The following is a 26,976-nucleotide window of genomic DNA, read 5'->3' as shown; positions in this document are numbered from 1 at the left end:
AACTCCTGCTCGGGAGGACGCGGGGTCAGCGGCGGGAGCCGGGCCGGGGTGGGGCGCTGGTGGTGCTCCATCGCGGGACGCTGGACGAGGGAAGCCCGGCGGGCCGCAGGCCGGCGAGGCGCCGCATGTCGAGCGGGGTCGGCCCCGGCGGGTCAGGGAGAAGGATGGGCGTGAGTCGAGCCATGCCCTGGATGTAGCTGCGGGTGTCCTTTCGCCATCGCGGCAGCGGAGCGGGATCGGAGACGCACTCGGTGACGGCCCGGACCAGGGCCACAGGGGTGTGGGTACTGGCGGTGGCGTACCAGACGGGGTGGTCGTTGGAGGTGCCGGCCCACAACTGCCAGCGGGCGTCGCGGGTGGTCAACTCCTTCTCGGGGTCCAGGCGTCCGGTGGGGATGGCGAGTCCAGCGAGTCCGTCGGGGGCGTGGAGTTCCAGGGTGCCCCGGCGGTCATGAGAGGCGCGCCATCCGCGGTTGACGAGGGGGTCGATGGCGAGGGCCGGTTCGCGGCCCTCGCGGATCGGGTTCGGTGACGCCAGGTAGGCCTGCGGGCCCCGGCGGTATGCCCGGGCGAGAGCGGTGGTGAAGGCGTGGACGAACTCGGTGGGGCAGGTGTTGTTGAAGCAGGCTCCCCAGGCCGGTGGGCCGAAGGGGTCCTCGTAGGCGTTGATGCGCCACAGGCCGTCGTCCTCGCCCTCGGGGAGGTAGCCGAGGCGGATCCTGCGGTCCGGTGCGTGAACGTGGAGGTTACCGAGGTCGTCGTGTGCCATTTCCCATCCCGCGTCGAGCAGGGGTTGGAGAGCGGCGTCACCGGTCGAGGTGGCTGCGGCCAGGTGGCGGGGTGAGACGTACACGTCCCCGTCGATCGGGCGAGGTGCGTCGTGGGGTGGCATGGATCTCCGTGTTCGGGAGGGAGCGCCGACGGCGCGAAGCAGCGGGTCAGCGGTATGGGGGCGATCCGGGAGAGGGGTCAGGCCGTGATGCCGTAGGCGTCCCGGCTTCGCCGGTGGGCGCGGATCCACCGGCTCATCAGCTGTTCGATCCGTGCGAGTCCCACGTCGCGCTCGTCGCCGGAAGCCCGAGGGTGGGGTGTTTCGGTGCCCATCAGGGCGAAGGTGTGCCGGATCCGTCCGGCGAAGTCGCACAGCGAGGCCGGGTGTTGGTGTCCTCGGGCCCAGCGGGCGGTGGCGTCGTAGAGGTCGGCGAGGTCGCGGCCGGCTGACGAGAGGTCCAGCCCGCCGGCGGTTCGGGTCAGGAGCCCGAGGGCATCCGCCTGCTCGACCGCCTGCCGGATCCGGTGGGCGGGGAGGTCCGTGAAAGTCCGGGTCAGGGCGCGTGCGGGGAGGGCTCCGTGGTCGTCGATCTCACCGATCAGGCGAATCAGAACGGAGCAGGACAGGGCGGTGCACGTGTCATGGAGGTGGTGCCGGGCGGAGTCGGGAGTCATCGGCGGGGTCCTCCGGCGGTCGCGGGGACCTTCACGCCGGGCGGTGGGGCGTGGGAGAACAGCTCGCCGGTTGCCCACCCGGGGCGGTGCGCGGGCCGTGCGGGTGTGGCGGGGGCCGTGGGAACGGCGGGAGGAGCGGGGAAGCGTGCCTGGTGGCTGGTCCAGACACGCGTGGGATTCACGGCCGGCGGGGCGGAGTTGCCCCACACAGGGTGTCGGGCGGCCCCGTCGATCGGTCGGCCGGCGGACCACATGGACAGGGCGCCGAGTACGGGGCTCAATGCCTCGCCGGCCCGCGAGAGGCGGTAGGGCTGCCCGGTGCCCTCGGTCGTCACCAGGCCGTCGTCGATGAGTTGCCGCAGGTGGGGATAGATGTTGTTCCAGAAGCCGGTGGGCATCACGAGGCCGGCCAGGGCCAGGGCGGTGGCCTCCTGTCGTGACTTGAGCACCCAGAGGATCGCGGGAGCCTGCCGGCGGGTGAGGAGGGCGAGGGTGTCCTCGATCTGCTCGATCGCGGCGAGCGGCTGTTCCGGCTTCTCCAGGTGCTGTTCGGCCCACCTCGCCATCCGGGGGAGCACCGGGAGGAGCTGTTGGCCGCGGGGGGTGAGGCCGTAGGTGACGTGGCGGGCGGAGTGCTCGGTGCGTTCGGCCAGGCCCGCGTTGCACAGCGAGCGGATCTTGGAGTGCAGGTGGCTGGTGTGGAGGTACGGCAGCTTGGCCACGATCTCCTTGTAGCGCCGGGGAGTCCGGTTCAGGGTCAGCAGGACCCGCACGTTCCACCGTGGGGTGATCATCTGGAGGGCTTCGGTGACCCGGGCGACATCGGCGGCGTCGGCGGGCGGCAGACCGGTGGTGACCAAGGGGGTGAACTCCTGATGCGCGAAGGGCCGGGCCCGGGCGGGTCAACGGCCGGGGGCGGGGCTCGTGGCCGGCGAGGAGGGAACGGCTGGGGCGGTCGCGGGTGAGGTGGTGGGCGGTTGCGGTGCCGGGGCGCGGCCGAGGCTGCGCAGGACCGCGTCGGTGGTGGCGGCCTGGGTGTCCCGAACGGCTACGGCTTCGGCGAGACGGCGTGCGCAGTCGAGAAGGTGGGAGACCTCGGGGGCGTCGATCCGCTGTTCGGGGTGGGTCAGCTGACGCAGACGTTCACGGTGGACGGTGATGTTCCGCTCGGCCAGCGCGATGGTGCGGTGGCTTGCGAGGAGGGCGGCGAGCATGCCCGGCTCCCGATCGCGGGCGTGGGCTTCGAGGTGGGGCAGGGGCGCGCCGTACAGCTCCTCGATCCGCGCCGCCATCTCGGCGGCGGTGGGTGGGGGCAATCGAATGGGAGCTTTCATCCTCGACGTGGACGGGGTGTCCCGGTGCGCCCGGGGGTCGGGGCGGTGGAGGACAGAGGGGTGGTGACCGTGTGCTGCACGAACCGGCTGGGCCGGACCGGCTGGTGGGGCGGGGGCGGGGTGCGCAGCAGGTTCTCCAGTGCGGTGCGGTAGCCGTCACGGGCGGAGAGCGCCGCCTCCAGCCACTGGGCGTCGAAGCGCAGGTCTTCGGCGGAGAGGTCGTTCATGTCGCGCTCGGGTGCCATCGCCCCGTGCACGCGGTCGCGGACCCGGGTGACCTGTTCCTCGGCCAGGGCGAGGAAGCCGCGCAACTCCAGGGCCCGGGTGAGGGCCTCGGGGGCGTCCGGTCCGCCGGCCTGCTCGTACAGGTCGGCGACCGGCGCGTCGAAGACCTCTCGGAGGCGGGCGTCGTGGGTGCAGGGCTTGTCGCGGACGTTCACCGTCGGACTCCCGGTGTGGGGGTCGTGGCCGTGGTGGGCCCGGGCGGGGCGGGGGTGGTCGGAGTCGGTCCCCGGCGCCGGTCTAGGCCGGGGCGGGGCCGTTGCTCGGCGGTGGGCCCTCGCTTGCCGGGGGCGTCGGGGTCCAGCAGCCAGCGCACGACCATGGCGCGCCCGTCACGGGCGAAGACGGCGTTGTTGGCTCGCTGGGCGATTTCCATGGTGGGGTCGTCGATCGTGTCGGTCTGCGTCTCCATCGCTCGGAGAAGGTCGTTCTCCGCTGTGTCCACGGCGGTCTGGGCCTCGGTGAGCAGGGCGTGCCAGCGCACGAGCTCGGTGGCCTCGCCGTGGGCCTCCGGGGCCGCCGCGACCGCGGCCCTCAGCTCGTCCATGCTCATGTCGAAGCGGCGCTCGATCTGTTCGGTGAGAACGTCCACGACATCGTCTGTCCCGTCGGACACAGAGGTTTCCTTTCCAGAGGGTGAGCCATGGCCGGGGATGGGAAAGCGGGGCGTCGAATCATCCCGCCCCGACCCTCATCGCAGAACTCGCGGTGGCGGGTCGGGAAACGCGCACCCCGAATGAGGTTCTTCGAGCATCGGGAATGCGAAGAGATTCGAATCGGTCGTTCCGTTCCGTCGGCCGCAATCAGAATCCGTGAATTCGCCGGTTTGCCCAACCGGCGGCCCCCGTCTATGTTGTGCGGCTTTCCGGGAAAAGCGCTCAGCGCCCGCGCCCCGCGGAGCGGTGGCCGGACGCCGGAGGAACACCGATCGGCTGCGGGCCCGGTCGGACCGTGGACCGGAAGGGGGGCAGGGGAGCCGCCTTTCCCGCAAGGGCGTCCCCGCACCATCGGAGGGCTTCGGTGTGGGTGGTGAAGCCGCCCTCTCGAAGGGTGTGGGTTCGGGAGGCGGTGTCGACGGTCTCGTGCAGCACGCGGAACGGTGAGGGACTGTGCTCGTCGAGGGAGCGCAGGATCACGACGGTCACGGCGTGGTCGGGATCGTCGTCGGTGTAGCTGTCCAGGAGGGCGAAGTGGTCGCCCTCGTGCGTGAGGCGGTCTTCCAACGCCCGGGTCGTCTCATCGGCCGCCGCTGTGCCCGTGTCCGGCGCGAGACGGATCTTCTCGCGGGGACAGCCGCGGTGGGCGAGCCAGGCCTGTGCCATGGCGACCAGGGGCAGCGGTGCGTGGGTGAAACCGAAGGTCTTCTCGCGCGGGTCGCGCCACAGGTGGAGGGCTATGAGTTGGGGCTCGCCGGGGGTGCCCCAGGTGGCTGCGGTGTGATGGAGCAGGTAGTAGCTCGTGCCCTCGGGGGTGTGGTGTTCGGCCAGGGGGACGAGGTCGGTGCGGTCGATGCCGATGGCGTCTCGGAACGCCTCTTCCGTCTGTTCATCGGTGGCCCGGAAGCCGTCCAGGCGGAGGTCGAGGTGGGGTGGGTGCACGGTCCCCTTTCGGTGCGGGCCGGCTCGGTGGGCGGGCAGTGGGCGGCGTGGCGCCGGTGGGTTGTTCCGTTCCCGGCCCGGCCGAGCCGGGGGTGGGGTCAACGGAGGGGCCCGTTCGGGACGACGGTCGCGGGACGGGGCGGACCGGACATCGCGGCAGCCGGACCGGGCCGAAGAGGGAGAGGGTCGGTCAGCTGGGGAGAACGGACCCGGGCGGCGTGGGCGCGGGCGCTCAGCGGGCGGCGGGACATGCCCAGGCGGATGCCGACGGTGTCGTAGACGTCGTTGCGGGCCCGGGGCCGAACGGCGACGACGTGGACTTCCTGTCGATACGCGGAGGTCTCCGGTGCCGGGCGGAGACCGTAGACGAGGCGCCACTCCTTGTGGGGATCCACGAACAGCTTGCGGTACCCCTCCAGGTCCCCGGTCAGCCGAAGCCCCCGCCGCTCGGCGTTCACCACGTCCCGGAGATGGGACAGGGCGGTGTCGCGGACCTCGTCGGGGGCCCCGAGGAGGTCGGTCAGGGCCCGTGGGTCGAAGCTGAGGCCGAAGGCCGGTCGCCCGGCGCTCACGATCCGGACCCGGTCGAACCGGATGATCCGGCCTCGGCCGCGTTGGCCTCCTCCGTTCGGATCGAGGGCGGCGGGCCGGGCAGGAGTCGGTGGGCGGGACGGTCGGGGGAGGTCATGCACGCCGACAGCGGCCCGCCGGGGGCGCGGATCGCCGCGATGGTGTGGGTGAGGAAGTCCCGGTGCCACACCAGCAGTCCGGAAGGGCCCGCCTCGGGGTCCTTGTGCTGCTGGTAGGCGAGCCACAGGGCGTGGAGCCAGGCCACCACGTCGTCGTGCTCCTGCCAGCGCAGGCACCACGGCGCCGCCGTGGTGACCTCCGCGCCGTAGCTGGGCATCAGGAAGTCGTCCACCCAGTCGGACAGGGCGTCGAGCTCGTCCTCGTACTCCTCGCCCTCCAGTTCCAGGATCGGACGTGGTTCCGGTGGGGCCGCCGGCGGGGGCCCGCCGAAAGCGGGAGCCCCGAGGGCGGAGAACGGAGAGGACTGGGAGGTGGGGGCCGAGGCCAGGTGGTCGAGCCGGCGCGCCTGCTGGGCGGATTGCTCCATCAGCTTCCGAACTCCGGCCTCGATTTCCTCCAGGTGCGTCTCGGGCAGGCGCACCGGAGCGATCTCGCCCTCCCCGGGCGGGTTGTCGGGATCGGTCATGGACGGGCGGGGTCTCCTTCGAGCGGTGTCCGACAGGGGAAGACCGCACCGGGGCTTCGGGGCGGAGCCCCGGGAGCCGGGTGGGTCAGGCCGTGAGCACGAGGTCGTCGCGGGTGAGTGTCTTCCGAGCGGTCTCGGTGAGCCGGTCCCTCGCGATGGCGGCGTAGTGTTCGGTCTTCTCCACCCCGATGAAGTCGCGTCCCTCCAGCAGGGCGGCCACTCCCGTGGAGCCGGAGCCGGCGCAGAAGTCGAGCACCGTGCCGCCCGGAGGGCTGATCTTGACCAGCTCGCGCATCACCTCGACCGGCTTCTGGGTGATGTGCCGCCGTTTGGAGCCCGAGGGCTGGGAGGCGGAGTACAGGCCGGGCAGGTAGACGGGATTGTGGGAACCGTCCAGCGCCCCGTTGGACCCCCACACGACGAACTCGCAGTTCTGCGTGAAGCGGCCCTTCTGGGGTCTGGCCTGCGGTTTGTGCCAGGCCAGCACGCCGCGCCACAGCCATCCGGCTGCCTGGATCGCGTCGGTGGTGATGGGCAACTGCCGCCAGTCGGTGAACAGCAGCGCGGTGCCGCCGGGCTTCGTCAGGCGGTGGGCCTCGGTCATGAGCTGGGTGAGCCAGAACCCGTAGGAGCGCTGGTCCATGTTCTCGCCGGTGAAGTCGGCCAGGGCGTGCTTGGCGTCGGCCGAGGTGTACTTCTGCTTCGCCGAGCGGGAGGTGCGTTCCTTGGCGGTCCTGCCGCCGGAGTTGTAGGGCGGGTCGGTGATCACGGAGTCGACGCAACCGTCCGGCAGCGTGGTGAGCACACGCAGGGCGTCGCCCCGGTGCAGGGAAAAAGGCAAAGAGGTACCCCGATTCGGGTGGGGGAATTCGAGAGGACATCCCTTCGCCGGGGCAATCCGAGCGGGCCGGGCATCGGGCGCGCACGTCCGGGAAACCGGGGGCCGGCGGGCGAGGGAGTCCCACAACGTTAGGGGCGATTCGGCCGCCGACCAAAACGCTCCGGGAAGGGGAACGGATTCCGATCCCCCGTGCCGACTTTTTGGTCGGCGGCCGATCCGGATCTACTGTTGTGGAACCGCCCGGGGAACGCCGTCACCGGTGATGTTCCGTTGTGGCGGTTTCTTTCCGCCCATGGGTCGAGAGGCAACTCGTCCACGGGTCGGTACCTCGTGCTCGCCCCTCCCGGCGCCGCGCCCCTTCCACCCGTCGCAGGCGTACGCGGCATGCCGGAATCCGCTCGTGAAGGAGACTTCGGTGACCTCTCGTTGCGCCCTGTTGTCCGCGTGCCGTACCACGCGAGGGGGCGGGATCGGTTGAGGGGAATCGCCGCCGGTGTCGGTGTGGTGCTCCTCTCCCCCTTCCTCCTGGGGGGTGCGGCCATGGTGACGGCCCTCGCCGGGGAAGCCGCCGGCGGCTCCGTGGGCCGCTGCCTGTCCGACCCGGACACCGACGGGATCGCCGAGCGGGTCGCGGCGATTCTCGACGGAGCCGATGCCTCCGGTGTCGAGATCGAGGGGTTGGAGCTGCCCGGGGAGCAGATCCCGCACGCCCGGACCATCGTCGCCACCGGGATCGGTCTGCAGGTGCCCCGGCGCGGGCAGATCGTCGCGTTGGCCACGGCCGTGCAGGAGAGCAGGTTGCGGAATCTGGACCACGGGGACCGCGACTCGCTGGGCCTGTTCCAGCAACGCCCTTCGCAGGGCTGGGGGACTCCCGAGCAGATCCGGGATCCGGTTCATGCGAGCGAGCGTTTCTACCGGGCCCTGCTCGATGTTCCCGGCTGGGAGCACATGAGTGTGACCCGGGCGGCCCAGGCGGTGCAGAGGTCGGCTTATCCGGACGAGTACGCCCAGTGGGAACCGTTGGCGACCGCGCTGCAGCAGGTGATCGCCGCCGGTTTCCCCACCACGGCCCCGGGCACCTCCGGGGAGGACGTCGGCAGCGGGGGTGCGCTCGCCGGTTGCGATCCGGCCGACGGCTCCGGCTTCGGGGTCATCCCCGAGGGCGCGGTGCCCGAGGGCTACCGGATCCCGGCGACCGCCGACCCACGGGCCCGTACGGCGATCACCTGGGCGATGCACCAGCTCGGAACGATGTACCAGTGGGGCGGATCGTGCACCGCTCCGCACGGCCCGGACCCGATGGGGCGCTGCGACTGCTCCAGTTTGGTGCAGCAGTCGTACGCCAAGGCCGGTGTCCAACTGACCCGCACCACCTACACGCAGGTCAACGAGGGCCGGGCGGTCTCGCCGAGCGCGATGGAACCCGGCGACCTGATCTTCAATCGCGGCACCGCCGCCCGCCCCGAGCACGTCGGCCTGTACCTGGGCGAAGGACTCGTCATCGAGGCCCCGCGCACCGGAAGGCCCGTGCGCATCACCCCCCTGGCCGACTGGGACGTGCTCGCCGTGCGCCGCGTCCTGTGACCCCGGCCCCCGACCGGCTCTTCCTCCTCCCCGCCCCGACCCACCGGCCCGTACGCAAGGAGCCCTGCCGCAGCCATGAGTCCTCTCGCCGAACACGTCCTCATCGCCTTCGACCCGGGGATCACCCCCAGCGGGGGCGGCCTACCGGGCCTGGCCGTCCTGAAGAACGTCGTCAGCTCGATCAACCTGTTCGGCATCATCGCCGTGGTCGGCGCACTCGCCGTCAGCCTGGCGGTGTGGGCATGGGGTCACCACAGCGGTGGTCATCAGGCCGAGGCCAACGGCAAGAAGGGAGCCGTCGTGGCGGCGGGCGCCGCCCTCGGCCTGGGTGCGGCGAACGGCATCGTGGCCTTCTTCTCGGCCCTGGGGTCGCAGGTCCAGTGATGCCGAAGCGATCCCTCCCCCTCCCGGGCCACCGCACCGGCTGGTCGACGGGGCGCCGCGCTCTCGTGCTCGCCGGTGTCCTGACCGGCCTGCTGGTCACCGCCGGGGTGAGCGCCCACATCACCGGTCGCGAGGAACAGCCCTCCTCCCCGCCCGGCGGTTCGGCCGCCGCCCCGCCGAGCCCTTCGACCGGCCCGGCCGGGCCGGCTGAGACGGACCCGACGCCCGGAGCGGGGCCGGTGCCCGCGCCGCCGAAGATCTCCGATCCCGTCGCCTTCGCGGAGGCCGCCGCGGTGATGCTGTGGTCCTACGACACCCGCGACACCGACCACGAGCACCACCTGGCCGGTGTGGAGGCGTGGATGACCACCGAGTCGCGGTACCGCGACTGGTCCTCGGTCTCCGCCCGGGTCCCCGATCCGACCCTGTGGTCGCGGATGGCCGACCAGGGGCAGCACGCCACCGCCGACGCGGCTACCGGGCACTACCCCTCGGCGTTCCGGCAGGCCCTGGCCGAGGACCCGGCCGCGATCACCAAGGCGTACATCTACGCCGTCACCGTCACCGGCACCCAGCGGATCACATGGGCCAATGGCGGGAGCGGCGCGGAGGACCGCTCCATCACCCTGGCCGTGCAGTGCCGCCCCGCCCGGGCCTGCTCCCTGGTCGCCGTCGCGCCCCACGTGGCGCCCTGACCGGATCCGACCGGAGAAGGACTGCCTCTTTACCCATGGAATTCTGCGACCTTCCGCTGGCGGGCGCCCTGTGCTCGATCAGCGACGCGGCCGACTTCATCGCCAACCCCGGCGAGGCGATCGGCAACTGGATGGCCAAATCGGCCGGTGAGCTGGCGGCGGCAGCCGCCGAACTCGCCGCCGAGGCGGTCAACACCACCACCCGGGTGGATCTGAACGCCGGCTGGTTCCGCGACAACTACGAGATGATCCTGCCGATCGGGCTGGTCGTCCTCGTCGGCACCTTCTGCGCCCAGCTCGTTCGAGCGGCGTTCCTCCGCGACGGTCAGGCCCTCACCCGGGCCTTCACCGGCACGGCGAGCGGCGTGCTGTTCGCCTTCTGCGCCATCGCCCTGACCACCGTGGCGATCGAGGTCGTCGACGCCCTGTCCGACGGCCTGTTCATGGCCGCCAACAGCAGCTTCGAGGACGCCGTCCGACGCCTCGTCAAGCTCTCCCACATCGGGGCCCTGGGCGGTTTGGGCTGGCTGGTGCCCACCATCGCGGCCCTGGGATGCGCCATCGGCGCATTCCTCTACTGGTGCGTGATGATGGTCCGCAAGGTCGGCATCCTCGTGCTCGTCACCCTCGCGGTCTTCGCCGGGGCAGGTGGGGGCTGGGAGGCCGCCCGCCGCTGGCGCAGGGGATGGATCGAGGCCACCGCCACCCTGGTGGTCTCCAAGCTCCTCATGACGATCGTCTTCCTCCTCGGTGTCTCCGCCATCGGCGACACCGAGCCCGGCGACGGGGTCGCCGCACTCGCCGACGTCATGGCCGGCATCGTCGTCATGGTCCTGGTGCTGCTGTGCCCGTATGCGACCTTCAAGTTCGTCCACTGGGCGGCCGAGGGTTCCGACGGCGAGTCCCTGCACCGCGCCGCCGGCGCCGGAGCCGGGGTGGCCAGGCAGCACACCGAGCGCGCCGGACGCAAGGTCGCGGCCATGGCCGGCACGGCCGGAACCGGCGGAGCCGCCGCCCTGGCCGGCGGTGCCCGCGTCGGGTCCCGCGCGGCGCCCCAGGGTCCGGCCACGGTGACGGGCAACCCCCTCCCCGGCGCCGGCAACCCCACCCCGACGGGCGGGGGAAGCACCAAGGGCTCGGATAACGGCGGAGGTCGAACCGCCGGCGGCCCCAGCACGGCGGAGCCGAAGGGGACGGCTCCACCGCCCACCGGCCCTGCCGGGACCACCGGCGACCGATCGGGCACCGCACCGACGCCCGCGCCCGCACCCGGCCCGACCGGGGTCCGGCAGTCCACACCCCCGACCACGTCCCCGCCGCCCACCACGAGTCCGCCGCCGCAGGGAGCCCCTCCGGCCGCCGGCCCCCGGGCCGCCACGCCCTCGGCGTCCAAGCCGCCCTGGGCCAACCCCTGACGCACCCCGTGCGCCCGGGGGCGGGATGCCCATCCCTCTCCCCGCCCCCGGGCCCCGCCCGCGCCCCCTTGGACCAGCCTCTTGTCCGACCTGTCCGTCGCCCCGGTCACGGTGAAGTTCCCCCACCGTTCCCGGCGCGGCATCCTCCTCGGCCTCTCCCTCCCCCAACTCCTCCTCTTCTCCTGCGCGTTGGCCCTGCTGCTGGTGGCGGTGATCTCCGCCGGTCTCCTCGGCGCGCTGGCGCTGGCCCCCGTGTGGGCGGTCGTCGCCGCCCTGGTCGCGATCCGCCGCCACGGCCGATCCCTGATCGAATGGGCGCCGATCGTCACCCGGTACGCCTACCGGCGCCGTACCGGTCACACCCTGTGGCTCGGCCGACCGGTCACCCGCCCGCGCCGGGACGGCGCACTGCACCTGCCCGGCACCGCGGCCTCCCTGAAGGTCGTCACCCCCGGCGACTCCACCAACGCCGCGGCGGCCCTGCACGACCCGCACCGGCGGACCCTGACCGCCGTCGCCCGCGTCTCCTCCCGCGCGTTCGCGCTGCTCGACCCGGCCACCCAGAACACCAACGTCAACGGCTGGGGGCGCGCGCTGGCCGGTGCCGCCCGCACCGGACACGTCGCCTGCGTCCAGGTCCTGGAACGCACCGTCCCCGACTCCGGCGACGGCCTCACCCGGCACTGGGCCCGACACGGCCGGCCACAGGCACCGGTCGCCGGACAGGTCTACTCCGAACTGGTCGCCTCCGCCGGGCCCGCCGCCGCTCCCCACGAGACCTACCTGGCGATCTCCCTGGATCTCAGGGCCGCCAAACGGCTCATCTCCCAGGCCGGCGGCGGACTTCCGGGCGCCTTCACCGTCATGGCGCAGACCACCGCCTCCGTCGCCCAGGCCGCGCGCGACGCCGGACTGGTGGTCACCGGATGGCTGACCGCCCGCGAGATCGCGGCGCTCGTGCGCACCGCCTACGATCCGCGTTCCCTGGCCGCCCTCCAACAGTGGTCCGCGAGCGGCCGGGCCGAGGCCGATCCGGCGGCGGCCGGACCGGTGCTCCAGGTCGAGGAGTACGACCGCCTGGCCACCGACACCGCCCGCCACGCCACCTACTGGGTGGAGAACTGGCCCCGCACCGAGATGGGCGCCGGTTTCCTGCACGGGCTCATGTTCAGCGCGGGGGTTCGGCGCAGCCTCTCGTTGCTGTACGTGCCGCAGAGCCTGGAGGCGGCGCTGCGGGACGTCCAGCGGAAGAAGGCCGCGATCATCGCCGACGCCAACGAACGCGCCCGCCGCGGTCAGGTCGACAGCGAGGAGGACTCCGTCGAGTACGCCGACGTCAAGGCCCGCGAGCGTCAACTCATCGCCGGCCACGCCGATGTCGCGCTGACCGGTCTGGTCACCGTCACCGCCGACACCGACGCCCTCCTCGACGCCGCCTGCGCGCAGATCGAGACCGCCGCGGTCACCGCGGGCGTGGACCTGCGCCGGCTCAACTACCAGCAGCCCGACGCCTTCCTCCTCGGCGCCCTGCCGTTGGCCCGCATCGCCCTGTGACCCCGCCCCCGCCCGGGGGCGGGAAGGAAACCCCCTTGGAAAGGCAGGACCGTTTGCCCTCTCATCCGAACGACGCGCACCCCTACCTGCGGGCCGCGAGTGCCGGAGTGCGCCACCACACCCGCTCCCTCACCGAGCGGACCGCCCGGCCGCGGGAGGCGGTGGACCGCGTTCACCTGGACGTCCTGCACGCCCACCTCACCGCCCTGCACCGGCTCCTCGATCACCTCACCGAGTCGACCCGCCCCCCGTACCCGGCCGCGGGCCGTCATCTGGCGATCGCCCGCACCCGGCTGTGGCAGACCGCCGGGGCCCTCCACGAGGCCTTCCACCTTCTCCCGGCGCCGTACCGGAACACCGATGAGGAGGAGTGTCACCCCGACCTGCTGCCCGAGGGGCCGCCGCTGATGACGATCTGCCGGCGTCACCTCGCCTCCGGCCACGCCGTCCGCCGCCGGACCACCCCCACCGACCTCAAGGGCCCGCCGCACGGCCACACCACCCACTGCGTCACCTGAAGAACCCGCCCGCTCCCCCGCGAAGGCCCCCTCCACGATGACCCCCCGCGCCGCGCGCCGCGCCTCCGTCTCCCCCCTGTTCACCCCACACGGCACCGATCGCGCCGAACGCAGGGCCGCACGCCGCCGGTTGACCGAGGCCACCGCCAAAGCCCGCGCGGAAACCGGCGCCCCCTCCCCCGACACGGCCCCCGGGGAACCCGTCGAGTCGGCTCCCCTCTACCCGGCCGGTGGGCGCCCCGGCCCCGCCTCGGCCCGCGGGAACCGGCTCAAGCTGCCCGCCCACCGCATGACCACCGCCATCGCCGCCGGTGCCTACCCCTTCCTCGCCGAGGGCGGGCTGGGAGCCGAGGGGGTCTACATCGGACGGGACGTCCACGCCGAGGCCAGTTTCTGCTTCGACCCCTTCGCCCTGTACGGAAGGGTCGAGGGCTTCACCAACCCGAACGTGCTGCTGGCTGGGGTGATCGGGCAGGGCAAGAGCGCCCTCGCGAAGTCCTTCGCGCTGCGCTCCGTCGCCTTCGGATACCGCGTCTACGTGCCCTGCGACCCCAAGGGCGAGTGGACCCCCGTGGCCGGCGCGCTCGGCGGCACATCCGTCGCGCTGGGCCCCGGCCTTCCCGGCCGGCTGAACCCGCTGGACGCCGCACCGCGCCCCGCCTCCGTGGCCGAGAGCGACTGGGCCGGGGAGGTCCGCAAGCGCCGGTTGCTCCTGCTCGGCTCCCTGGCCCGCACCGTGCTCGGCAGGGACCTGCTGCCGATGGAGCACACCGCTCTCGATGTCGCCCTCGACACCGTCGTCGCCCGAGCGGCCGGCTCGGCCCGGACACCGCTGCTCGGGGACATCGCCTCCGCCCTCAACAACCCCGACCGGCTCGACGAGGCCGCAGGCCTCATGTCCGGTCGGCTCGGGGACGCCGCCCGCGACCTCGCCCACGCCATGCGGCGCCTGGTCCACGGCGACCTGGCCGGCATGTTCGACGCGCCCAGCACCGTGGCCTTCGACCCGAACAGCCCGATGCTCACCATCGACCTCTCCCGGCTGGGCGGCTCCGGCGACGACACCGCCCTGGTCCTCGCCATGACCTGCGCCTCGGCCTGGATGGAATCGGCCCTCACCGACCCGCGCGGCGGCCGGCGCTGGATCGTCTACGACGAGGCCTGGCGCCTGATGCGCCACCCCGGCCTGCTGGCCCGCATGCAGGCGCAGTGGAAACTCTCCCGCGGCCTGGGCATCGCCAACCTCATGGTCATCCACCGGCTGTCCGACCTGCTCACCGCCGGCGACGCGGGCTCCCGCGGCCGGGCCCTGGCCGAAGGACTCCTGGCCGACTGCTCCACCCGCATCATCTACCGGCAGGAGACCGACCAGATCCACACCGCCGCCTCGCTGCTGGGCCTCACCTCGGTGGAGACCGAGGCCATCTCCCACCTCAACCGCGGGCGCGGACTGTGGAAGGTCGCCGGACGCTCCTTCGTCGTCCAACACCTCCTCCACCCCCACGAACTGTCCCTCTTCGACACCGACGCCCGCATGCACTGACCCCGGAGGAACCCCTGAGCTGCACCCACCACACGCCACCGGCCTCTCCCCTCGCACCGCCCCCGAGCGACCTCGAAGGCCGCCACCTCCACGGCCGGGCCGTCATGGAGCTGACCGACCGACTCAACGCCGCCCGCAGCGTCGAGGAAGCCGCCGCGCTCACCGAGCCCGTCCTCCACCCCACCGAGGGTCTCCTCGAACGGCTCGCGGACTTCTTCGAGGCAGCCGCCGAGAAGGCCCGGGAAACCGAGACCGATGACGGCTTCGACCTGCGCGACGACCTCGACCATGCGGCGGCCTCCCTGCGCGACATCGCCGAGGACCTGCACGGCGTACCCCTCCGCATGCACGCGCTCGCACCGCCGCCCCGCACGGCCGGCCCCTCGCGTCGCCTCCCCGGCACTCCCCCGCCCCCTCCGCCCTCCACCACCCCCGGCCGCACCCGCTGACCCCGGCCCCACAACCGGCCGACAGCCCGGGAGACGACCCTGGCCACCCGCTCCTGCATCGCCCGCCCCACCCCGAACGGCTTCTCCGGCACCTACGTCCACTACGACGGCTTCCCCGGCCATCACCTGCCCCTGCTCCTGGCCGCCCGTCGGTACCGCTTCGGCGGGGACACCGAAGCCCTGGCCCGATACCTGATCGACGATGTGCGCACCGGCTGGGAAACCCTGGGCAACGACCTCCTGGAAGGCACGCCGGATTCCCTGCGCACCGCCCTCACCGCCGTGTACCCCCCCACCCCGGAGCACCCCTGGCGCCCTCTCCGCGAGCCGCTTCCGGCCGACCGGAGGCAGGGACGCCGGTGAACGAGAGCAACGCCTTCGACGGAGACCTGAGCTGGGCCTATGTCCTTCGGCCCACCGGCATCGAGGTCATCCACCTCACCGGCCACGGCCCCGCCCGGGGCCGGGTCGTGGACTGGGACCGGGACCCACGGACACGTTTCTCCGACGCTCCCCGGGCGTGGCGCCCACCATCTCCTCCCCCACCCGGAAAGGACCACGTGCCCACCCCTTCACGGAAGACCTCGGAACCATCGGCCGGATCAACCGTGGTCGAGAAACAACTCGGTTTCTCGATCGATGAGTTGGTGACGCGTCACGAGACGCACGACCCGCTTCGCAAGATCGCCCGCATGGTCATTTCGGCCGCCGACGACCTCGACACCACCGACCACCTGCTCCTGGAGGAAGCCGAGCGTCTGCGCGAGGCCTTGGCCCGGCTGGTGGACGGCAGGCTTGAGGTCACCGTCCTCGGAAACGGGGACATCCTCCACAACGCCGCGCGGGTGAACACACTCGCTGTTCGACACCGCGAGCAACGCCGTCACCTCCACGGGTTGACCTGGCTTTACACCCGCAGCGCCCGGCCCTCCCCGGCCCCCGGGACGACCCGACCGGCCGTCGCGACACCGGTTCCCCCGACCCTCCCGGTCCCGGCGCAACCGCCGAGCCCCCGCCCCGGCGGGCGCTGAACCGCCCCACCTCCCATCTCCCCGCCCGGGCCCGTGTCGCCGTCGGGCAAGTCCTTCACGCTCCATCCCACCGCCTTCGAGGAGCCATGCCCGCTGTCGCGTCGTCGACGCCCCCCATCACCCCGTCCGCGCCACCGGAACTGGTCCGGCGTGTGCACGCCCTGCGCGCCGGGGACCGGCTGACCACCTCGATCGTGGACTACCTGGTGCCCGTGCTGGTCTACCAGTTGACCGGCTCCGCCACCTGGGCGGGTGTGGCGTTCGCCGCCGAGTGGATCCCGCGCATCGTGGCCATCGGCCTCGGCGGTCCACTCGTCGATCGGCTGCGTCCGCGCGTCGTCCTGCTCGCCGTCGCCCTGGCCCGCGCGATCCTGCTCGCCGGGGGAATGGCGGCACTGGCCGCCGGTGCCGGGGCGCCCGCGATCGTCGTGCTGGGAGTGGCCTGCGGCTTCCTGGCGAAGGTCGCCTATCTGGCCACCGAGACGCTCGGCGCGGCGGTCGGCCGGGGGCATCGGGACCAGGCCCGGTTCCAGGGCGTGCAGACCGCCATCGACCAGGCGTGCGCCATGGTCGGCCCCCTGGTGGGCGGGGTGCTGCTGGTGGTCGGTGGGCAGGTCGGTCTGAGTGCCGCCCTGGCGCTGTCGCTGATCACCGCCCTGCTGGTGGCGATGGTGCGGATACCGCACCCCGCCGAGGTGGAAGGGCGGGACAGGCGGCGGTCGCGGGGACTGCGCGCCGGCGCCCGGGCGCTGCGGTCGGCCCCTGCCCTGTGCTGGTTGCTCGCCGGGCTGGTCACCATGAACCTGCTGACCGGGTTGCTCCAGGCGGCCGTCCCCGTGATCGTCTCCTCCTACGGCCGCTCGGCCGCGGCCACCGGCGCGGTGTGGAGCATCGGTGCCGCCGCCTCCCTGCTCGCCGCTCTGCTGTGCGCCCGCCGGTTGGGCCGGGTCGGGGTGCCGGCCATCGCCCTGAGCGCCTCCCTCACCGCCGCCGTGGCCGGCGTCGGCGCCGCGCTGGCGGGAACCTACGCGCAGTTCGTCGCGGCGATGGCGCTGCTCGCGGCGGCCGAGGGCGCCGCCCTGGTCGCCCTGCGCACCACCCGGGCCCGGCTGATCCCCCAGCACGTCTTCGGCTCCACGGTGGCCGTGATGGCGCTGGTACTGCTGGCCCCCATGCCGGTGGGCGGAGTGCTGCTGGCCGCCGCTCCCCGGGCCGGACTTCCCGCGCTGCTGATCGCCGTGGCCCTGCTGCACACCGCCATCACCGTGACCGCCGCGTTCGGCCTGCGCCGTCACCGGCACTCCCTGACCGCCGTCCCGCTCTCCCCGACTCCGTGAAGGAAAATCCCGTGCACGACAGCGACCGGAAGCTGATCATTCTCGTGGGCCGTGGCGACCCCGTCTACCGCGGTTACGCCCTCGACGCCCTCACCTCCCGCCACCGCGTGGCCCTGATCGACCACACCGCCCCCGCCCGGCCCTCCTCCCGGATCGTGGACCACGAGGCCGCCGACCCGCACGATCCCACCCGGGTGCGTGCCGCCGCCCGCGCACTGGCCCGCCGGCATCCGGTGGACGGGGTGTTGACCTGGGACGAGTTCGCCACCGTGGGATCCGCCGAGGCCGCCCGTGACCTCGGGCTGCCGGGCCCCCGTCCCGAGGCGGTCGCCACCTGCCGCGACAAGGCCGCGGCCCGCGCACGCTTCGACGCCCGACAGGTGCCCTCCACGCCCTGGGCCCGGGTGAACACCGTGGAGCAGGCCGGGGAAGCCGCTCGGAGGATCGGGTTCCCCGTGGTCCTCAAGCCCGCCGCGGCCGGTGGATCCTTCGGCGTGCGGAAGGTGGACACCGCCCGCGACCTGGCCGCCGCCCACGCCTTCGCCGCCGAAGCCGCCGCCCGGGGGCGGGAAGACGCCGGGCTGCTGGTGGAGTCCTACCTCTCCGGCCCCGAGGTCTCCGTCGAGATCGCCTCCGACCACGGCCGCCACCACGTCCTCGCCCTGACCCACAAGTCCCTCGGCGCGGAGCCGTACTTCGAGGAGACCGGCATCTGGTGCACGGCCTGCCGGACCCCCGGGAGCCCGCCGTCCGTGTGGCGCTCGCCGCCCTGGACGCGGTGGGCCTGACCCACGGCGTCTCCCACATCGAACTGCGCCTGACCCCCGGCGGACCGCGCGTCATCGAGATCAACCCCCGACCGGGCGGAGACCTCATCCCCCACCTGGTCCACCTGGCCACCGGCGTCGACGTCGTCGCAGCCGCCGCTGACCTGAGTACCGGGCTGTCCCCCGACCTGACCCCCACCCGCGATATCAGCGCCGGCGTCCGCTTCCTCTACCCCCCGACGGCCGGTCGCCTCACCCGCCTGGACATCGACCCCCGGCTGGGAGAGGTGGCCTGGTGCGAGCGCGCGGTGGCGACCAGGACGCCGGGCGACGAGGTGAGCCCACCGCCGGGCGACGGCCTGCACTCGCGCCTGGCCCACGTCGTGGCCACCGCCCCCACCCCCGAGCTGTGCCGCGCGCGTCTCGACCGGGCCGCCGGCTCCGTGCGCGCCGGCATCACCCCCACCCGGAGCGGCCGATGACCACCACGACCGCCGAACCCCGGGCGAGCGCCACCTGGTACGACGAGGTCGACCAGGCCCCACCGGACACCCTGGAGGCCCTGCACCCCTCCCGCACCCGGGCATGGGCCAGGGCATGGCAGCACGTGCGCACCGAACAGGTCCTCGCCCACCGCCACGTCCACCTCCACGACCCCGCCCGGGGCATCGGCGAGACCGTCTCCTTCCACCTGGTCCCCGGCCGGGGCAGCCCCTACTGGTCGCGGTTGGAGACCGACGCCGGCAGCCCGCCCGTGTGGCCCGGCCCGGTGCTCTACGCCGGCAGCCCCCACGCCGAGTACGGCGGCGCGGGCACCGCCACCGCAGCCCTTTCCGCCGCCACCACCGCAGCCGGACTCCGCCTCGCCCGGAGCCTGGGCGCCCGCGCCGTCGTCCACCCCGGTCTCACCCCCGGCCAGGCCACCGCCCTCACCGCCGCCGCGCCCGCCGGCGTCACCGCACTCGACCTGGGCACCGATGTCGCGTTCACCCGTTCCCTCGGCGCGGACGCGGACCGGTGGTGGGCCGGGATCCCGCAGAAGTACCGCGGCGACGCCCGCCGCACCTGGCGCCGCGGCACCGACGCCGGGCTGACCCTCGCCCCGTACACCGGCGCCGCCGCCCTCCCCCACCTGCCGCTCTTCACCCAGCTGGCCAACGGCACCGCCGACCGGCACGGCACCCGCCTGTACGGGCCGGAGATGTTCGAGCACCTCACCGATGTGCCCGGCGCCGTCCTGCTGGCCGCCCGGGACGGGAACCGGCTGGTCGGTGGCTTCTACGGCTGGCTCCACCGCCGCTGCCTGTACCTGTGGGCCTGCGGTATCGACTACCGACACCCGGCCGCGCGCCGCGTGTACAAGTGGCTGCTGGCCGAATCCGCCCACTGGGCCATCGACCGGGGAGCGCACACCCTCGACCTGGGCCGCGCCAACTACGCCGCCAAGCTCAGAGTCGGCTGCCGGCCCCAGCCGCTGCGCACCGTCGTGCTCCTCCCCCGCCCCGATACCGCGACCACCACCGCGTTGGGCGACCTCGCCCGGCGACTGGGCGAACAGGCCCTGCCCCACCTGCCCCCGGGCACCCCCTGGTGAGCCGCCTCCCCGTCCGGAAAGGAGCCCTTCCCTGACCCCGCCGATCGTGGACCCCCTCGGTCCTTCCTCCGGCTGCCCCGGCACCACGACCCGATGGCTCCGCACAAGCCGTGTGCCCGGGCAGGCTCCACCGCTCCGAAGCACGGACCCACCTTCCGGCCCTCCGGCTCCCGGTTCGGTGGCGCGTCTTGAGTGACCCGCAGATCCTCCTCACCTACAGCCGCGGCAAGGGGATCGTCGCCATCGCCCACGGGGCGAGGTACAAGGCCGCGCACCAATTGCTCACCTCCTGCGGATTCCGCGAGGACGAGAGCGGAGTGCACCACCTACCGAACGGGGAACCGGACCTTGCCCGAGCCCATGTGGCCTCGCTGGTCCGTCTCGCGAAGTTCTACCGTGCCGAGGTGACCACCGGCAGCCGGCAGTTCATCGGCGACATTGCCGAAGACATCGCGGCTCGTCTGCCCGGAGGATGGAAAGCCCGCGTCGAGATCTACTCCAACCCCCACTGGCAGGGGGATCTGGTGCCGTGGCTGTGGGACAGCGGCGAACTCGCCCGAGTCGTCCGGCACGAGCGCGTCCCCTGCGCAGCCGCCCTCACCGACACGGCCTCCGAAACGACCCTGCTGCTCATCGAGCACCCCGACCGACAGGCCGGTTATCTGCTCGGCGCCCTCTCCCCCGACTTCTTCGAGGAGGGACACGGAGACCGGCACGCCCCACGCGGCATCGCCGTCCCGGGGTCGGCCGCTGCGGCGGCCCGGGCCATCACGGATCACTACCTACCCGCCTACCGGCGCGCCGTTCACGACCGGCGGCTGGCATGCGTCGCGGAGTCGCTCGACCGCATCCGCGCCCGGCACGACGACCGGAGCACCGGCACGGCCCCTGAGCGCGACGACATCGGGGCACCGGTCCCGGAAGAGGCGACCGCGAGGCTCCCGGGCCGGGTGTGGGAGGAGTTCCGCTCCGTCCTGCGGCATGCTCCCCCTCTCCTGGACCGATGCCGCTCCTCGGCACCCGAGGGCTCTCCGGATAACCGTGTCCTCGCCCAGCTGATCGACGCCCTCGTTGACGTGGAGAGCCTGGACGGGGGCGCCTCTTCGGGGTCGCCGGGACCCGATGCGCCGCTCCGGTCGGCCATCGAGACATGGCTCACCCACGGCGAAACGTTCCTGCGCCGGGCCCGTGCGGCGGCTCCTCCCACCCGCCCCGACACCCCGGCCCTCGCCCCGCCGGCCCGGCCACACCCACCGGGGCGTCACACGCCCCGCCGGTGAATCCGGGCACCTCCCCACACACCCGGCGCGCCCCCGGCCCCTTTCCCGGTGCGCCGGCCGTGATCACCCGCGACGGATCACGGCAGCACCGGCACCACAGGACCCCGTCCGACAGGCCGTTCTTCCATCGCCATCTCTTCAAGGAGCGCTTCATGGCTGTCCGCACCCGGTGGACGATCACGCACGACTGCGGTCACGAGGCCGTCCACGACCTGGCCCACCGCCCCGCCGACAGGCGGGCCGGCTTCGCCCGCTGGCTCGCGGCCAGGGACTGCACCGACTGTTGGAAAGCCGCTCGCGAGGCCGACACCCTCTCCAAAGAACAGTGGCTCGCCGCCAAGCGCGCCGAGGAACGGCAGGCCGCCGATGAATGGGCCTCCCGTTTCCACATGCCGGCGCTGGAGGGCCCCCAGAACATCCTCGACTGGGGTGAGCGCTGCCGTCACCGGTTGATGGTGGCCGCGCACACCGCGCTGGTCGTCGAGAGCACCGGGGACGAGGGCGAGTGGGCGGCCCTGGAGGAGCGGGCGCGTGCGATCGCCCGAGCCGGGTGGTGGATCGACCAGCGGGAGGCGGAAGGCTGTGACCTGCCGGAACTCCTCGACGCCGCCGACGATTCTGACCGCGGAACCGAGAATCCCCACTGGTGATAACGGGCCGCAACATAGCCGGGGATCGCCGGTTTGGCCAACCGGCGATCGTCCGGACCATTGATCCTCCCACCGCTCCGTCGCTCCCCCTGGAAGGACCTTCGGTGACCGATGCCCGTCTGCCCCCGAGCACCCCGGCCTTCGCCCCGACACCCGATCCGCTCACCCCCGCCCGGGACATCACCCACTCCCACTTCGAGGCCGGGGACCGGGTCGTCGTCATCAAGGGAGTCGCGGGCGCCGAGCTGTGGGGGGGACGCCATGCGCGTCGTGGCCCCCTCCTGGCACACCCCCACCGATGAGGACGGGTGGCGGCTGCGGGACGCCACCGGTGGGGCCCGGACCTACGTCACCGGCCACCCCCGCTACCTGGTGCACCTCTCGCGCCGCTGCCCCGACTGCCTGCTCCACCTGGGCGCCCTGGAAAAGCGCTTCCTGCCTAGATACGCCGGCTACAACGCCCTGATCGACTGCGGCTGGTACACCACCACCGCCCTCGGGCAGCTCGTGCACATCGCCGACGCCCGGGGTCCTCGATGATCTGCGCCCCGTGACCGTGTCCGTCCCGCAGCAGCGGAAAGCCGGTTACGGCCCGGTGGGATCAGCCACCGCCCGGGAAGCGATGGACGGTTGACCGCCGGGACCGGAAACCGAGACGTTCGTACAACCGGTTCGCCGCCTCCCGGTCGGGGCGTGAGGTGAGATCAACCGTCCGGGCTCCCGTCTCCCGGGCGATCCGCGGTGCCTCCGCGGTGAGGAGACCGGCCGCTCCCCGTCCTCGCCCCGTGCCGTCCACCATCACACCCTCCCCCCGGGCCCGCAGGCCGGAGGGCAGTGGCAACAGCACCAGGGTCAGCACCCGCTGATCGCCTCAGGGGTTCGGGCGCCCGGCACCGTGGTGGCCTCGCAGCTCACCATCCGGTCGATGGCCTCCCGGTCCAACGGCTCGACCGTCGAGAACAGCTGCGGCAGCAGCCCGCCGAAGGCATCGACAAGCTCCTGATCCGCTTCCCGGACGGCCTGCACCCGGACCTCCCTGTCGGGAGCCCATCGACGCTCGCCGGCTCCCTCGCACAGCCGCTCCCCGCGGGTTCCGACAGCCAGGGCGATGGTCGCCCCCCTGCCTTCGGCGGAGGCCCGGCACCTCTCCTCCAGCCGGACAGCACCCGACCGCTCGGTCCCGCCACCAGCCCCATCACTTCGTCGTCCGGTGTGGTCGCCACCTCCTCACCATGTGCCGTCCCCCCTCCTCCCGGCTCCCCCGGCCCGGGCCGGTGCCCCTCCACCCGATCAAGGAAGACATGCACGATCACGAGAACTCCGAGCACCTCGCCTCATTCGCCGATGTCCTGGCCGGTGAACTGCCGGGTACCTGGACCCGCGCGCACCATCGTCCCGAGGACAAGGACGACCTGGCCGAACTGACCGACCGGGTCTGGGACCTGGATCTCGTCGCCGAGTCCCTGGCCGGTCATCCGCTGCGGCAGGCGGTCGTCCTCACCCGGACGGACGGGGCCCGGCTGGCCATCCTCGACCACCCCGGGCACGACGGTTTCCTCGTCGCCGCCGTGGCACCCGACGACCTTCCCCCCGAGGCGTTCCGGGGTGTCCGCGAACCGGACGGCATCGCCGTGGGAGACGACCCGTTCCGCAGCGCCGAGTTGGTGGCCGGTGACCTGTTGCCCCGCGTCGAAACCGCCCTCGTCCGGGTTCGCCACCACGCCGCAGGAGTCCGTCCGTCCCGACCGGACCGGGTGGTGTTGACCTGGCAGCCCGACGGCGGCCTCGCAGCCTTCCCCGCCACCGAGGAAGCCGCCGACATCCTGACCGCGCACGGGTTCGTCCGTGAGGAAAGCGGCATCCACCGTCTGAGCGGCGACGACACCGCCGTGCAGGCCCGCGCCGTGCGGGCGCTGGGAGCCCGGCTCGAAGCGCTGGGCATCGCCACGGCGTTGCAGCACCCTCCGGGCCGGATGCCTCCTTCCACCCTCCCGCCCGCTCCCGCACCGGCCCCGGTCGGCCCCGGGACCCCGAGCGCCAGGGGGCGATGAAGCACCCCCAACCCTGCGACCGGTCGCACCCCACCCACCACCCCGCCCACCGCTGTTCCGAAAACCGGGAGGCCCATGACCGACCCCACCGGCGATGCGCTCGCCCTCGCCGAGGACATCGCCCAACGTCTCGGCCGGCTGAACGACCGCCTCACCCACGCCCCGCCGCACCGGGTCGCCCGCGTTCTGGGCACCGTCCTGGACGGCGATCGGGGAGCCTTGGGCCGGATGACCGAACTGCTCGCCACCGGCTCGTACTTCACCCGTCACCACGCCCGCACCGGTGCCCTGCCACCGGAGGTCCCGCTCGCTTTGGGACGCGCCTGCAACCAGCTGCACGACGTGGGCTTGGACCTAGACGAGCATCTCCCCGACCTGCGACGCCTCGCGGAGCCTCCCACCGGCCCGGGCGCCCCGCCGGCGAAGCCCGTGGCCTGCGACATGCTCGTCAGGAGGCGCCGGTGAACACCCGACGCAGGGCCCGAAGCGAGCGGAAGGGGAGTCGCCGGTGCCCGTGACCGAGCGGCAGCTCGCCGCCTTCGCCGACACCCATCTGTGGCGCGTCCCTTTCGACACCTCCCCGCGCCATCTGGCCGGTCCGGGGGACGACCGGCGCTTCACCCACGTCCTGGCCGCGGCCGGTTGGACTCCCGTCTCCGATCCGCTGGGTTCGGAGATCGTGCTCAGCAGCCCGGACCACCGGCACAGCCTGCAGTTCGAGCCCCGGTCCTCCACCAGCGCCTGGTGGCGACTGCGGGCGCAGTCAACCGACACCGAGCCGGGCTGGTACGCCGAATTCGGTGAACTCGTTCCCGCCGAGATTCTCGCCGCTGTCGCGGAGTCCCTCGTTCTCCCCTCGCCGAGCGAACCGCAGGACCCCCTGACGGCGGTGAGGGACGCGGGGTGGGTCATCGATGCGCGCGGTGTGGCCAACTCCCCCGACAGGGCATGCCGTATCGAACGGCTCCGTGAAGCGAACAGCACCACGGCCTGGTACGTGCGTGCCCACGATCCCTACCGCGGGCCCCAAGGGCCCCGGTTGTGGCACGCCATGTTCGGGGCCCGGGCCCCCGAGCATCTGGTGCAGGCCTTCGTCACCGCCCTGGCCGACCCCGCCCCGGTGCAGCGGGGCATGCACGAGCGCACCGCCCACCCCGGCGTGACACAGGAGCCCAGCGCGCTGTCCCCCCAGCAGGTGGTCGACGCCCACACCCAACGCATCCGAGCCCTCCGCACCCGGGCCCGTGTCGCCCGACGCCCCGGGCCCGGCCCTCGAACGAGCCCGGCCCCTGTGTCCCGCCCGTCCCCGCTCGGCGTCTCCCGGCACTGACGGTGCCGGGCACGCGGGGCGGTTCCGGGAGAGGGGGTCGCCCCTTGTCGCCCCCTCTCCAGCACAGGGGGCGTTCCCCTCCCCGACCGGCACCCACCACTCTCCTTCCCCTCTCCTTTCCCGGAAGCGGGTTTCCTTGTCCTCTCCCGCCCGCCCCTCGACCTCCGGTGACGGTTATGACATCGCCTTCCGCGTCCTGCTCGTCGCCATGATGATCGCCGTGCCGCTGTCCCACCTGGCCTGGCTGGGCGGCAACCTCACCGCCCACCTCACCGATACCGACGCATGGGCTCCCTACCAGCCCACCGACGCGCTGCTGCACCCCGAACGGCTCTGGTCCGGGGTCGGGGAAGTCCCCTTGCTGATCGGCACCCGCGTCATCCCGATCACCGTCCTCCTCGCGCTCGGTGCCACGGCCGCCGTCCTGTGGTCCCGCCACACCGCCAACGGGGGCGGACGCAGGAAGAAGATCACCGGCATGGCCAAGCCGAGGGACATCGAGCCCCTGACAGCCACATCGATCACCGCCAAGGCCCGCTCCCTGCGGCCGAGCCTGAAGACGGCCAAGCGCATCGCGCCCGAGGACACCGGCGTGCTGTTGGGCAACCTCCAGGGAACCCGCCACGAGGTCCGCATGGGTTACGAGGACGTCGCCGTCGCGATCATGGCCCCGCGCTCCGGGAAGACCACCTCCCTGGCCATCCCCTCGATCCTCAACGCGCCCGGCCCGGTCCTGCTCACCTCGAACAAGGCGGCGGGCGACGCCTACACCGCGACCATCGACGCGAGGGCCCGGGTGGGGAGGGTGTGGTCGATGGATCCGCAGCAGATCGCGCACGCGGACCGCCGGATGTGGTGGAACCCCCTGGCCGACGCCAGAACCCTGGACGGCGCCGGTCGGCTCGCCGGGCACTTCCTGGCCGCCTCGGTGGACGCGAACCAGCAGGGCGACTTCTGGTCCAAGGCCGGATCCAACATCCTCTCCCAACTCTTCCTCGCCGCGGCCCTCGACGCCCGCCCCATCACCGATGTGATGCGGTGGCTGGCCTTCCCCGCCGACCGCACCCCGCTGGACATCCTGCGCGACCACGACTTCACCGCTGTCGCCGCCCAACTCAAGGGAACCGTCGAGGGCCCGCCCGAGACCCGCGACGGCATCTACGAAACCGCCCGCCAGTACGCCGCCGCCCTGCTGAACAACGAGATCGCCGCCTGGGTCACCCCGCAAAGCGACGTCCCCGAGTTCCGGCCAGCCGACTTCGTCACCTCCACCGACACCCTCTACCTGCTGTCCAAGGACGGCGGAGGCGGCGCGAGCGCGCTGATCGCCGCCTGCGCGGACTCCGTCATGCAGGCCGCGACCGCACAGGCCGAGCGCGCCGGCGGGCGCCTGGACCCGCCGATGCTGGCGATCCTGGACGAGGCCGCCAACGTCTGCAAGATCAGCGACCTGCCGGACCTGTACTCCCACCTCGGCAGCCGGGGCATCATCCCGATCACCATCCTGCAGTCCTACCGCCAGGGCCAGAAGGTCTGGGGAGACGCCGGGATGGACGCCATGTGGTCCGCCTCCACCATCAAGGTCATCGGGGCGGGCATCGACGACCCCGACTTCGCCGACAAACTCTCCCGCCTCATAGGCGACCACGACGTGGAGACCACCTCCACCTCCCACTCCGAGTCCGGCAGGTCGAGCTCCGTGTCCATGCGCCAGGAGCGGATCCTGCCCGCCGACGCCATCCGCGCCCTGCCCAAGGGCACCGCCCTGTGTTTCGCCACCGGCCTGCGCGCCGCCATGCTCGACCTGCGCCCCTGGTACGCCGAACCCGGAGCCGAGGAACTCTCCGCCGCCTCCGCCCGCGCCTCCAAGGCCATCACCACCCGCGCCATCGCCAAGGCCACCCCCCGCCGCGAGGACTACGGACCGGCGGCGTGAGAGAGCTGTGCCCGCCCCCGTGCCGACCCGCCCCGGGAAAGGTGCAAGGCCGCTCTTCACCCCCATGTACCCATCACACCCACAGCCCGAAGAAACCCACGCCCCTCGACGCCGAGACCGACAACGACGGAACGGCGG

The 26,976-nt window shown here is 73.0% G+C and carries 32 protein-coding genes and 1 pseudogene; 21 read left to right on the top strand and 12 right to left on the bottom strand.

Annotation, left to right across the window (positions count from 1 at the left end):
* Positions 1-25: 25 nt before the first annotated feature.
* The 10 genes from LZF96_RS16585 to LZF96_RS16540 all read right to left on the bottom strand — a co-directional run bounded on the left by LZF96_RS16585 (position 26) and on the right by LZF96_RS16540 (position 6,717).
* A complete protein-coding gene (locus LZF96_RS16585; protein WP_233872601.1) occupies positions 26-892 on the bottom strand; it encodes a DUF317 domain-containing protein in 867 nt (288 codons plus the stop codon).
* A gap of 77 nt (positions 893-969) precedes the next feature.
* On the bottom strand, positions 970-1,446 hold the full coding sequence (locus LZF96_RS16580; RefSeq protein WP_233872598.1) for a hypothetical protein: 477 nt from the start codon (positions 1,444-1,446) through the stop codon (positions 970-972).
* Entirely contained in the window at positions 1,443-2,306 is an 864-nt protein-coding gene (locus tag LZF96_RS16575; RefSeq protein ID WP_233872595.1) for a winged helix-turn-helix transcriptional regulator, read from the bottom strand. The genes LZF96_RS16580 and LZF96_RS16575 overlap by 4 nt, the downstream gene beginning before the upstream one ends.
* A gap of 42 nt (positions 2,307-2,348) precedes the next feature.
* Positions 2,349-2,780, bottom strand: coding sequence for a hypothetical protein (locus LZF96_RS16570; protein WP_233872592.1), 432 nt, complete (start codon positions 2,778-2,780; stop codon positions 2,349-2,351).
* Entirely contained in the window at positions 2,777-3,220 is a 444-nt protein-coding gene (locus LZF96_RS16565) for a hypothetical protein (protein ID WP_233872589.1), read from the bottom strand. The genes LZF96_RS16570 and LZF96_RS16565 overlap by 4 nt, the downstream gene beginning before the upstream one ends.
* The gene (locus LZF96_RS16560) at positions 3,217-3,678 is read right to left on the bottom strand and encodes a hypothetical protein (protein ID WP_233872586.1); all 462 of its coding nucleotides are present in this window, start codon (positions 3,676-3,678) and stop codon (positions 3,217-3,219) included. Before LZF96_RS16560 ends, LZF96_RS16565 begins: the two co-directional genes overlap by 4 nt.
* Before the next feature lie 262 nt (positions 3,679-3,940).
* Positions 3,941-4,660, bottom strand: coding sequence for a hypothetical protein (locus LZF96_RS16555; protein ID WP_233872583.1), 720 nt, complete (start codon positions 4,658-4,660; stop codon positions 3,941-3,943).
* A 98-nt stretch (positions 4,661-4,758) separates the two neighbouring features.
* Positions 4,759-5,232, bottom strand: a complete 474-nt coding sequence (locus LZF96_RS16550; RefSeq protein WP_233872581.1) for a hypothetical protein — start codon at positions 5,230-5,232, stop codon at positions 4,759-4,761.
* Positions 5,229-5,777: a DUF4913 domain-containing protein gene (locus LZF96_RS16545; protein WP_233872739.1), complete on the bottom strand. Its 549-nt coding sequence runs from the start codon at positions 5,775-5,777 to the stop codon at positions 5,229-5,231. The genes LZF96_RS16550 and LZF96_RS16545 overlap by 4 nt, the downstream gene beginning before the upstream one ends.
* Before the next feature lie 184 nt (positions 5,778-5,961).
* Positions 5,962-6,717: a site-specific DNA-methyltransferase gene (locus LZF96_RS16540; RefSeq protein ID WP_233872578.1), complete on the bottom strand. Its 756-nt coding sequence runs from the start codon at positions 6,715-6,717 to the stop codon at positions 5,962-5,964.
* A 474-nt stretch (positions 6,718-7,191) separates the two neighbouring features.
* Here LZF96_RS16540 and LZF96_RS16535 point away from each other — a divergent pair, with 474 nt between their 5' ends.
* From LZF96_RS16535 to LZF96_RS16455, 17 genes and pseudogenes are all read left to right on the top strand, one after another.
* Entirely contained in the window at positions 7,192-8,304 is a 1,113-nt protein-coding gene (locus LZF96_RS16535; protein ID WP_233872575.1) for a C40 family peptidase, read from the top strand.
* 75 nt (positions 8,305-8,379) lie between these two features.
* The gene (locus LZF96_RS16530; RefSeq protein WP_233872572.1) at positions 8,380-8,688 is read left to right on the top strand and encodes a DUF6112 family protein; all 309 of its coding nucleotides are present in this window, start codon (positions 8,380-8,382) and stop codon (positions 8,686-8,688) included.
* Positions 8,688-9,383, top strand: a complete 696-nt coding sequence (locus tag LZF96_RS16525) for a hypothetical protein (RefSeq protein WP_233872569.1) — start codon at positions 8,688-8,690, stop codon at positions 9,381-9,383. Before LZF96_RS16530 ends, LZF96_RS16525 begins: the two co-directional genes overlap by 1 nt.
* A 35-nt stretch (positions 9,384-9,418) precedes the next feature.
* Entirely contained in the window at positions 9,419-10,798 is a 1,380-nt protein-coding gene (locus LZF96_RS16520; protein WP_233872566.1) for an ATP-binding protein, read from the top strand.
* An 81-nt stretch (positions 10,799-10,879) separates the two neighbouring features.
* Entirely contained in the window at positions 10,880-12,352 is a 1,473-nt protein-coding gene (locus tag LZF96_RS16515) for an SCO6880 family protein (protein WP_233872563.1), read from the top strand.
* Positions 12,353-12,387: 35 nt separating this feature from the next.
* Positions 12,388-12,870 carry a DUF6238 family protein gene (locus LZF96_RS16510; protein ID WP_233872560.1) on the top strand — a complete coding sequence of 161 codons (483 nt, stop codon included), beginning with the start codon at positions 12,388-12,390 and terminating at the stop codon, positions 12,868-12,870.
* 37 nt (positions 12,871-12,907) lie between these two features.
* Positions 12,908-14,413 (top strand): VirB4 family type IV secretion system protein, encoded by a 1,506-nt coding sequence (locus LZF96_RS16505; RefSeq protein ID WP_233872557.1) that lies wholly within the window; start codon positions 12,908-12,910, stop codon positions 14,411-14,413.
* Positions 14,414-14,517: 104 nt separating this feature from the next.
* Positions 14,518-14,862 (top strand): hypothetical protein, encoded by a 345-nt coding sequence (locus tag LZF96_RS16500; RefSeq protein WP_233872554.1) that lies wholly within the window; start codon positions 14,518-14,520, stop codon positions 14,860-14,862.
* 204 nt (positions 14,863-15,066) lie between these two features.
* Positions 15,067-15,225, top strand: a complete 159-nt coding sequence (locus tag LZF96_RS16495; protein WP_233872551.1) for a hypothetical protein — start codon at positions 15,067-15,069, stop codon at positions 15,223-15,225.
* The gene (locus LZF96_RS16490) at positions 15,222-15,893 is read left to right on the top strand and encodes a hypothetical protein (RefSeq protein WP_233872548.1); all 672 of its coding nucleotides are present in this window, start codon (positions 15,222-15,224) and stop codon (positions 15,891-15,893) included. The genes LZF96_RS16495 and LZF96_RS16490 overlap by 4 nt, the downstream gene beginning before the upstream one ends.
* Positions 15,894-15,979: 86 nt before the next feature.
* Positions 15,980-17,230 (top strand): MFS transporter, encoded by a 1,251-nt coding sequence (locus LZF96_RS16485; RefSeq protein WP_233872545.1) that lies wholly within the window; start codon positions 15,980-15,982, stop codon positions 17,228-17,230.
* 11 nt (positions 17,231-17,241) lie between these two features.
* A complete protein-coding gene (locus LZF96_RS16480; RefSeq protein ID WP_233872542.1) occupies positions 17,242-18,018 on the top strand; it encodes an ATP-grasp domain-containing protein in 777 nt (258 codons plus the stop codon).
* Positions 17,946-18,479 carry a hypothetical protein gene (locus LZF96_RS16475; RefSeq protein WP_233872540.1) on the top strand — a complete coding sequence of 178 codons (534 nt, stop codon included), beginning with the start codon at positions 17,946-17,948 and terminating at the stop codon, positions 18,477-18,479. Before LZF96_RS16480 ends, LZF96_RS16475 begins: the two co-directional genes overlap by 73 nt.
* Complete coding sequence (locus LZF96_RS26615) at positions 18,476-19,591, top strand: GNAT family N-acetyltransferase (RefSeq protein ID WP_267940990.1); 1,116 nt, start codon at positions 18,476-18,478, stop codon at positions 19,589-19,591. Before LZF96_RS16475 ends, LZF96_RS26615 begins: the two co-directional genes overlap by 4 nt.
* Before the next feature lie 188 nt (positions 19,592-19,779).
* Positions 19,780-20,871 (top strand): hypothetical protein, encoded by a 1,092-nt coding sequence (locus LZF96_RS16465; RefSeq protein ID WP_233872537.1) that lies wholly within the window; start codon positions 19,780-19,782, stop codon positions 20,869-20,871.
* A gap of 152 nt (positions 20,872-21,023) precedes the next feature.
* Complete coding sequence (locus LZF96_RS16460) at positions 21,024-21,521, top strand: hypothetical protein (RefSeq protein WP_233872534.1); 498 nt, start codon at positions 21,024-21,026, stop codon at positions 21,519-21,521.
* A gap of 119 nt (positions 21,522-21,640) precedes the next feature.
* A pseudogene (locus LZF96_RS16455) lies at positions 21,641-22,061 on the top strand (hypothetical protein).
* A 61-nt stretch (positions 22,062-22,122) separates the two neighbouring features.
* Here LZF96_RS16455 and LZF96_RS27070 read toward each other — a convergent pair.
* Both LZF96_RS27070 and LZF96_RS27065 read right to left on the bottom strand, forming a co-directional pair.
* Complete coding sequence (locus LZF96_RS27070; RefSeq protein WP_308294221.1) at positions 22,123-22,380, bottom strand: GNAT family N-acetyltransferase; 258 nt, start codon at positions 22,378-22,380, stop codon at positions 22,123-22,125.
* Complete coding sequence (locus tag LZF96_RS27065; RefSeq protein ID WP_308294220.1) at positions 22,374-22,547, bottom strand: hypothetical protein; 174 nt, start codon at positions 22,545-22,547, stop codon at positions 22,374-22,376. The genes LZF96_RS27070 and LZF96_RS27065 overlap by 7 nt, the downstream gene beginning before the upstream one ends.
* A gap of 275 nt (positions 22,548-22,822) precedes the next feature.
* On the opposite strand from LZF96_RS27065, the gene LZF96_RS16445 reads away from it, so the two are divergent.
* From LZF96_RS16445 to LZF96_RS16430, 4 genes are all read left to right on the top strand, one after another.
* A complete protein-coding gene (locus LZF96_RS16445) occupies positions 22,823-23,572 on the top strand; it encodes a hypothetical protein (RefSeq protein ID WP_233872531.1) in 750 nt (249 codons plus the stop codon).
* Positions 23,573-23,647: 75 nt separating this feature from the next.
* Positions 23,648-24,037, top strand: a complete 390-nt coding sequence (locus tag LZF96_RS16440) for a hypothetical protein (protein ID WP_233872528.1) — start codon at positions 23,648-23,650, stop codon at positions 24,035-24,037.
* Between the two features lie 49 nt (positions 24,038-24,086).
* The gene (locus tag LZF96_RS16435) at positions 24,087-24,902 is read left to right on the top strand and encodes a DUF317 domain-containing protein (RefSeq protein WP_308294219.1); all 816 of its coding nucleotides are present in this window, start codon (positions 24,087-24,089) and stop codon (positions 24,900-24,902) included.
* Positions 24,903-25,038: 136 nt separating this feature from the next.
* Positions 25,039-26,838 carry a TraM recognition domain-containing protein gene (locus LZF96_RS16430; protein WP_374203258.1) on the top strand — a complete coding sequence of 600 codons (1,800 nt, stop codon included), beginning with the start codon at positions 25,039-25,041 and terminating at the stop codon, positions 26,836-26,838.
* Positions 26,839-26,976 lie beyond the last annotated feature (138 nt).

Origin of the sequence: Streptomyces sp. ST2-7A (assembly GCF_021390475.1) — a bacterium.
In the GTDB taxonomy this organism is placed as follows: Bacteria; Actinomycetota; Actinomycetes; order Streptomycetales; family Streptomycetaceae; genus Streptomyces.
Note: the sequence above shows the minus strand (reverse complement) of the source record. Positions and strands in the feature narration are given on the sequence as shown.

What these genes read in the sequence shown, in the direction of transcription:
- LZF96_RS16585 (WP_233872601.1), bottom strand. Translation starts at nt 892, where the DNA reads ATGCCACCCCACGACGCACCTCGCCCGATCGACGGGGACGTGTACGTC.
- LZF96_RS16580 (WP_233872598.1), bottom strand. Translation starts at nt 1,446, where the DNA reads ATGACTCCCGACTCCGCCCGGCACCACCTCCATGACACGTGCACCGCC.
- LZF96_RS16570 (WP_233872592.1), bottom strand. Translation starts at nt 2,780, where the DNA reads ATGAAAGCTCCCATTCGATTGCCCCCACCCACCGCCGCCGAGATGGCG.
- LZF96_RS16545 (WP_233872739.1), bottom strand. Translation starts at nt 5,777, where the DNA reads ATGGAGCAATCCGCCCAGCAGGCGCGCCGGCTCGACCACCTGGCCTCG.
- LZF96_RS16530 (WP_233872572.1), top strand. Translation starts at nt 8,380, where the DNA reads ATGAGTCCTCTCGCCGAACACGTCCTCATCGCCTTCGACCCGGGGATC.
- LZF96_RS16525 (WP_233872569.1), top strand. Translation starts at nt 8,688, where the DNA reads ATGCCGAAGCGATCCCTCCCCCTCCCGGGCCACCGCACCGGCTGGTCG.
- LZF96_RS16520 (WP_233872566.1), top strand. Translation starts at nt 9,419, where the DNA reads ATGGAATTCTGCGACCTTCCGCTGGCGGGCGCCCTGTGCTCGATCAGC.
- LZF96_RS16505 (WP_233872557.1), top strand. Translation starts at nt 12,908, where the DNA reads ATGACCCCCCGCGCCGCGCGCCGCGCCTCCGTCTCCCCCCTGTTCACC.
- LZF96_RS16500 (WP_233872554.1), top strand. Translation starts at nt 14,518, where the DNA reads ATGGAGCTGACCGACCGACTCAACGCCGCCCGCAGCGTCGAGGAAGCC.
- LZF96_RS16485 (WP_233872545.1), top strand. Translation starts at nt 15,980, where the DNA reads ATGCCCGCTGTCGCGTCGTCGACGCCCCCCATCACCCCGTCCGCGCCA.
- LZF96_RS26615 (WP_267940990.1), top strand. Translation starts at nt 18,476, where the DNA reads ATGACCACCACGACCGCCGAACCCCGGGCGAGCGCCACCTGGTACGAC.
- LZF96_RS16460 (WP_233872534.1), top strand. Translation starts at nt 21,024, where the DNA reads ATGGCTGTCCGCACCCGGTGGACGATCACGCACGACTGCGGTCACGAG.
- LZF96_RS16445 (WP_233872531.1), top strand. Translation starts at nt 22,823, where the DNA reads ATGCACGATCACGAGAACTCCGAGCACCTCGCCTCATTCGCCGATGTC.
- LZF96_RS16440 (WP_233872528.1), top strand. Translation starts at nt 23,648, where the DNA reads ATGACCGACCCCACCGGCGATGCGCTCGCCCTCGCCGAGGACATCGCC.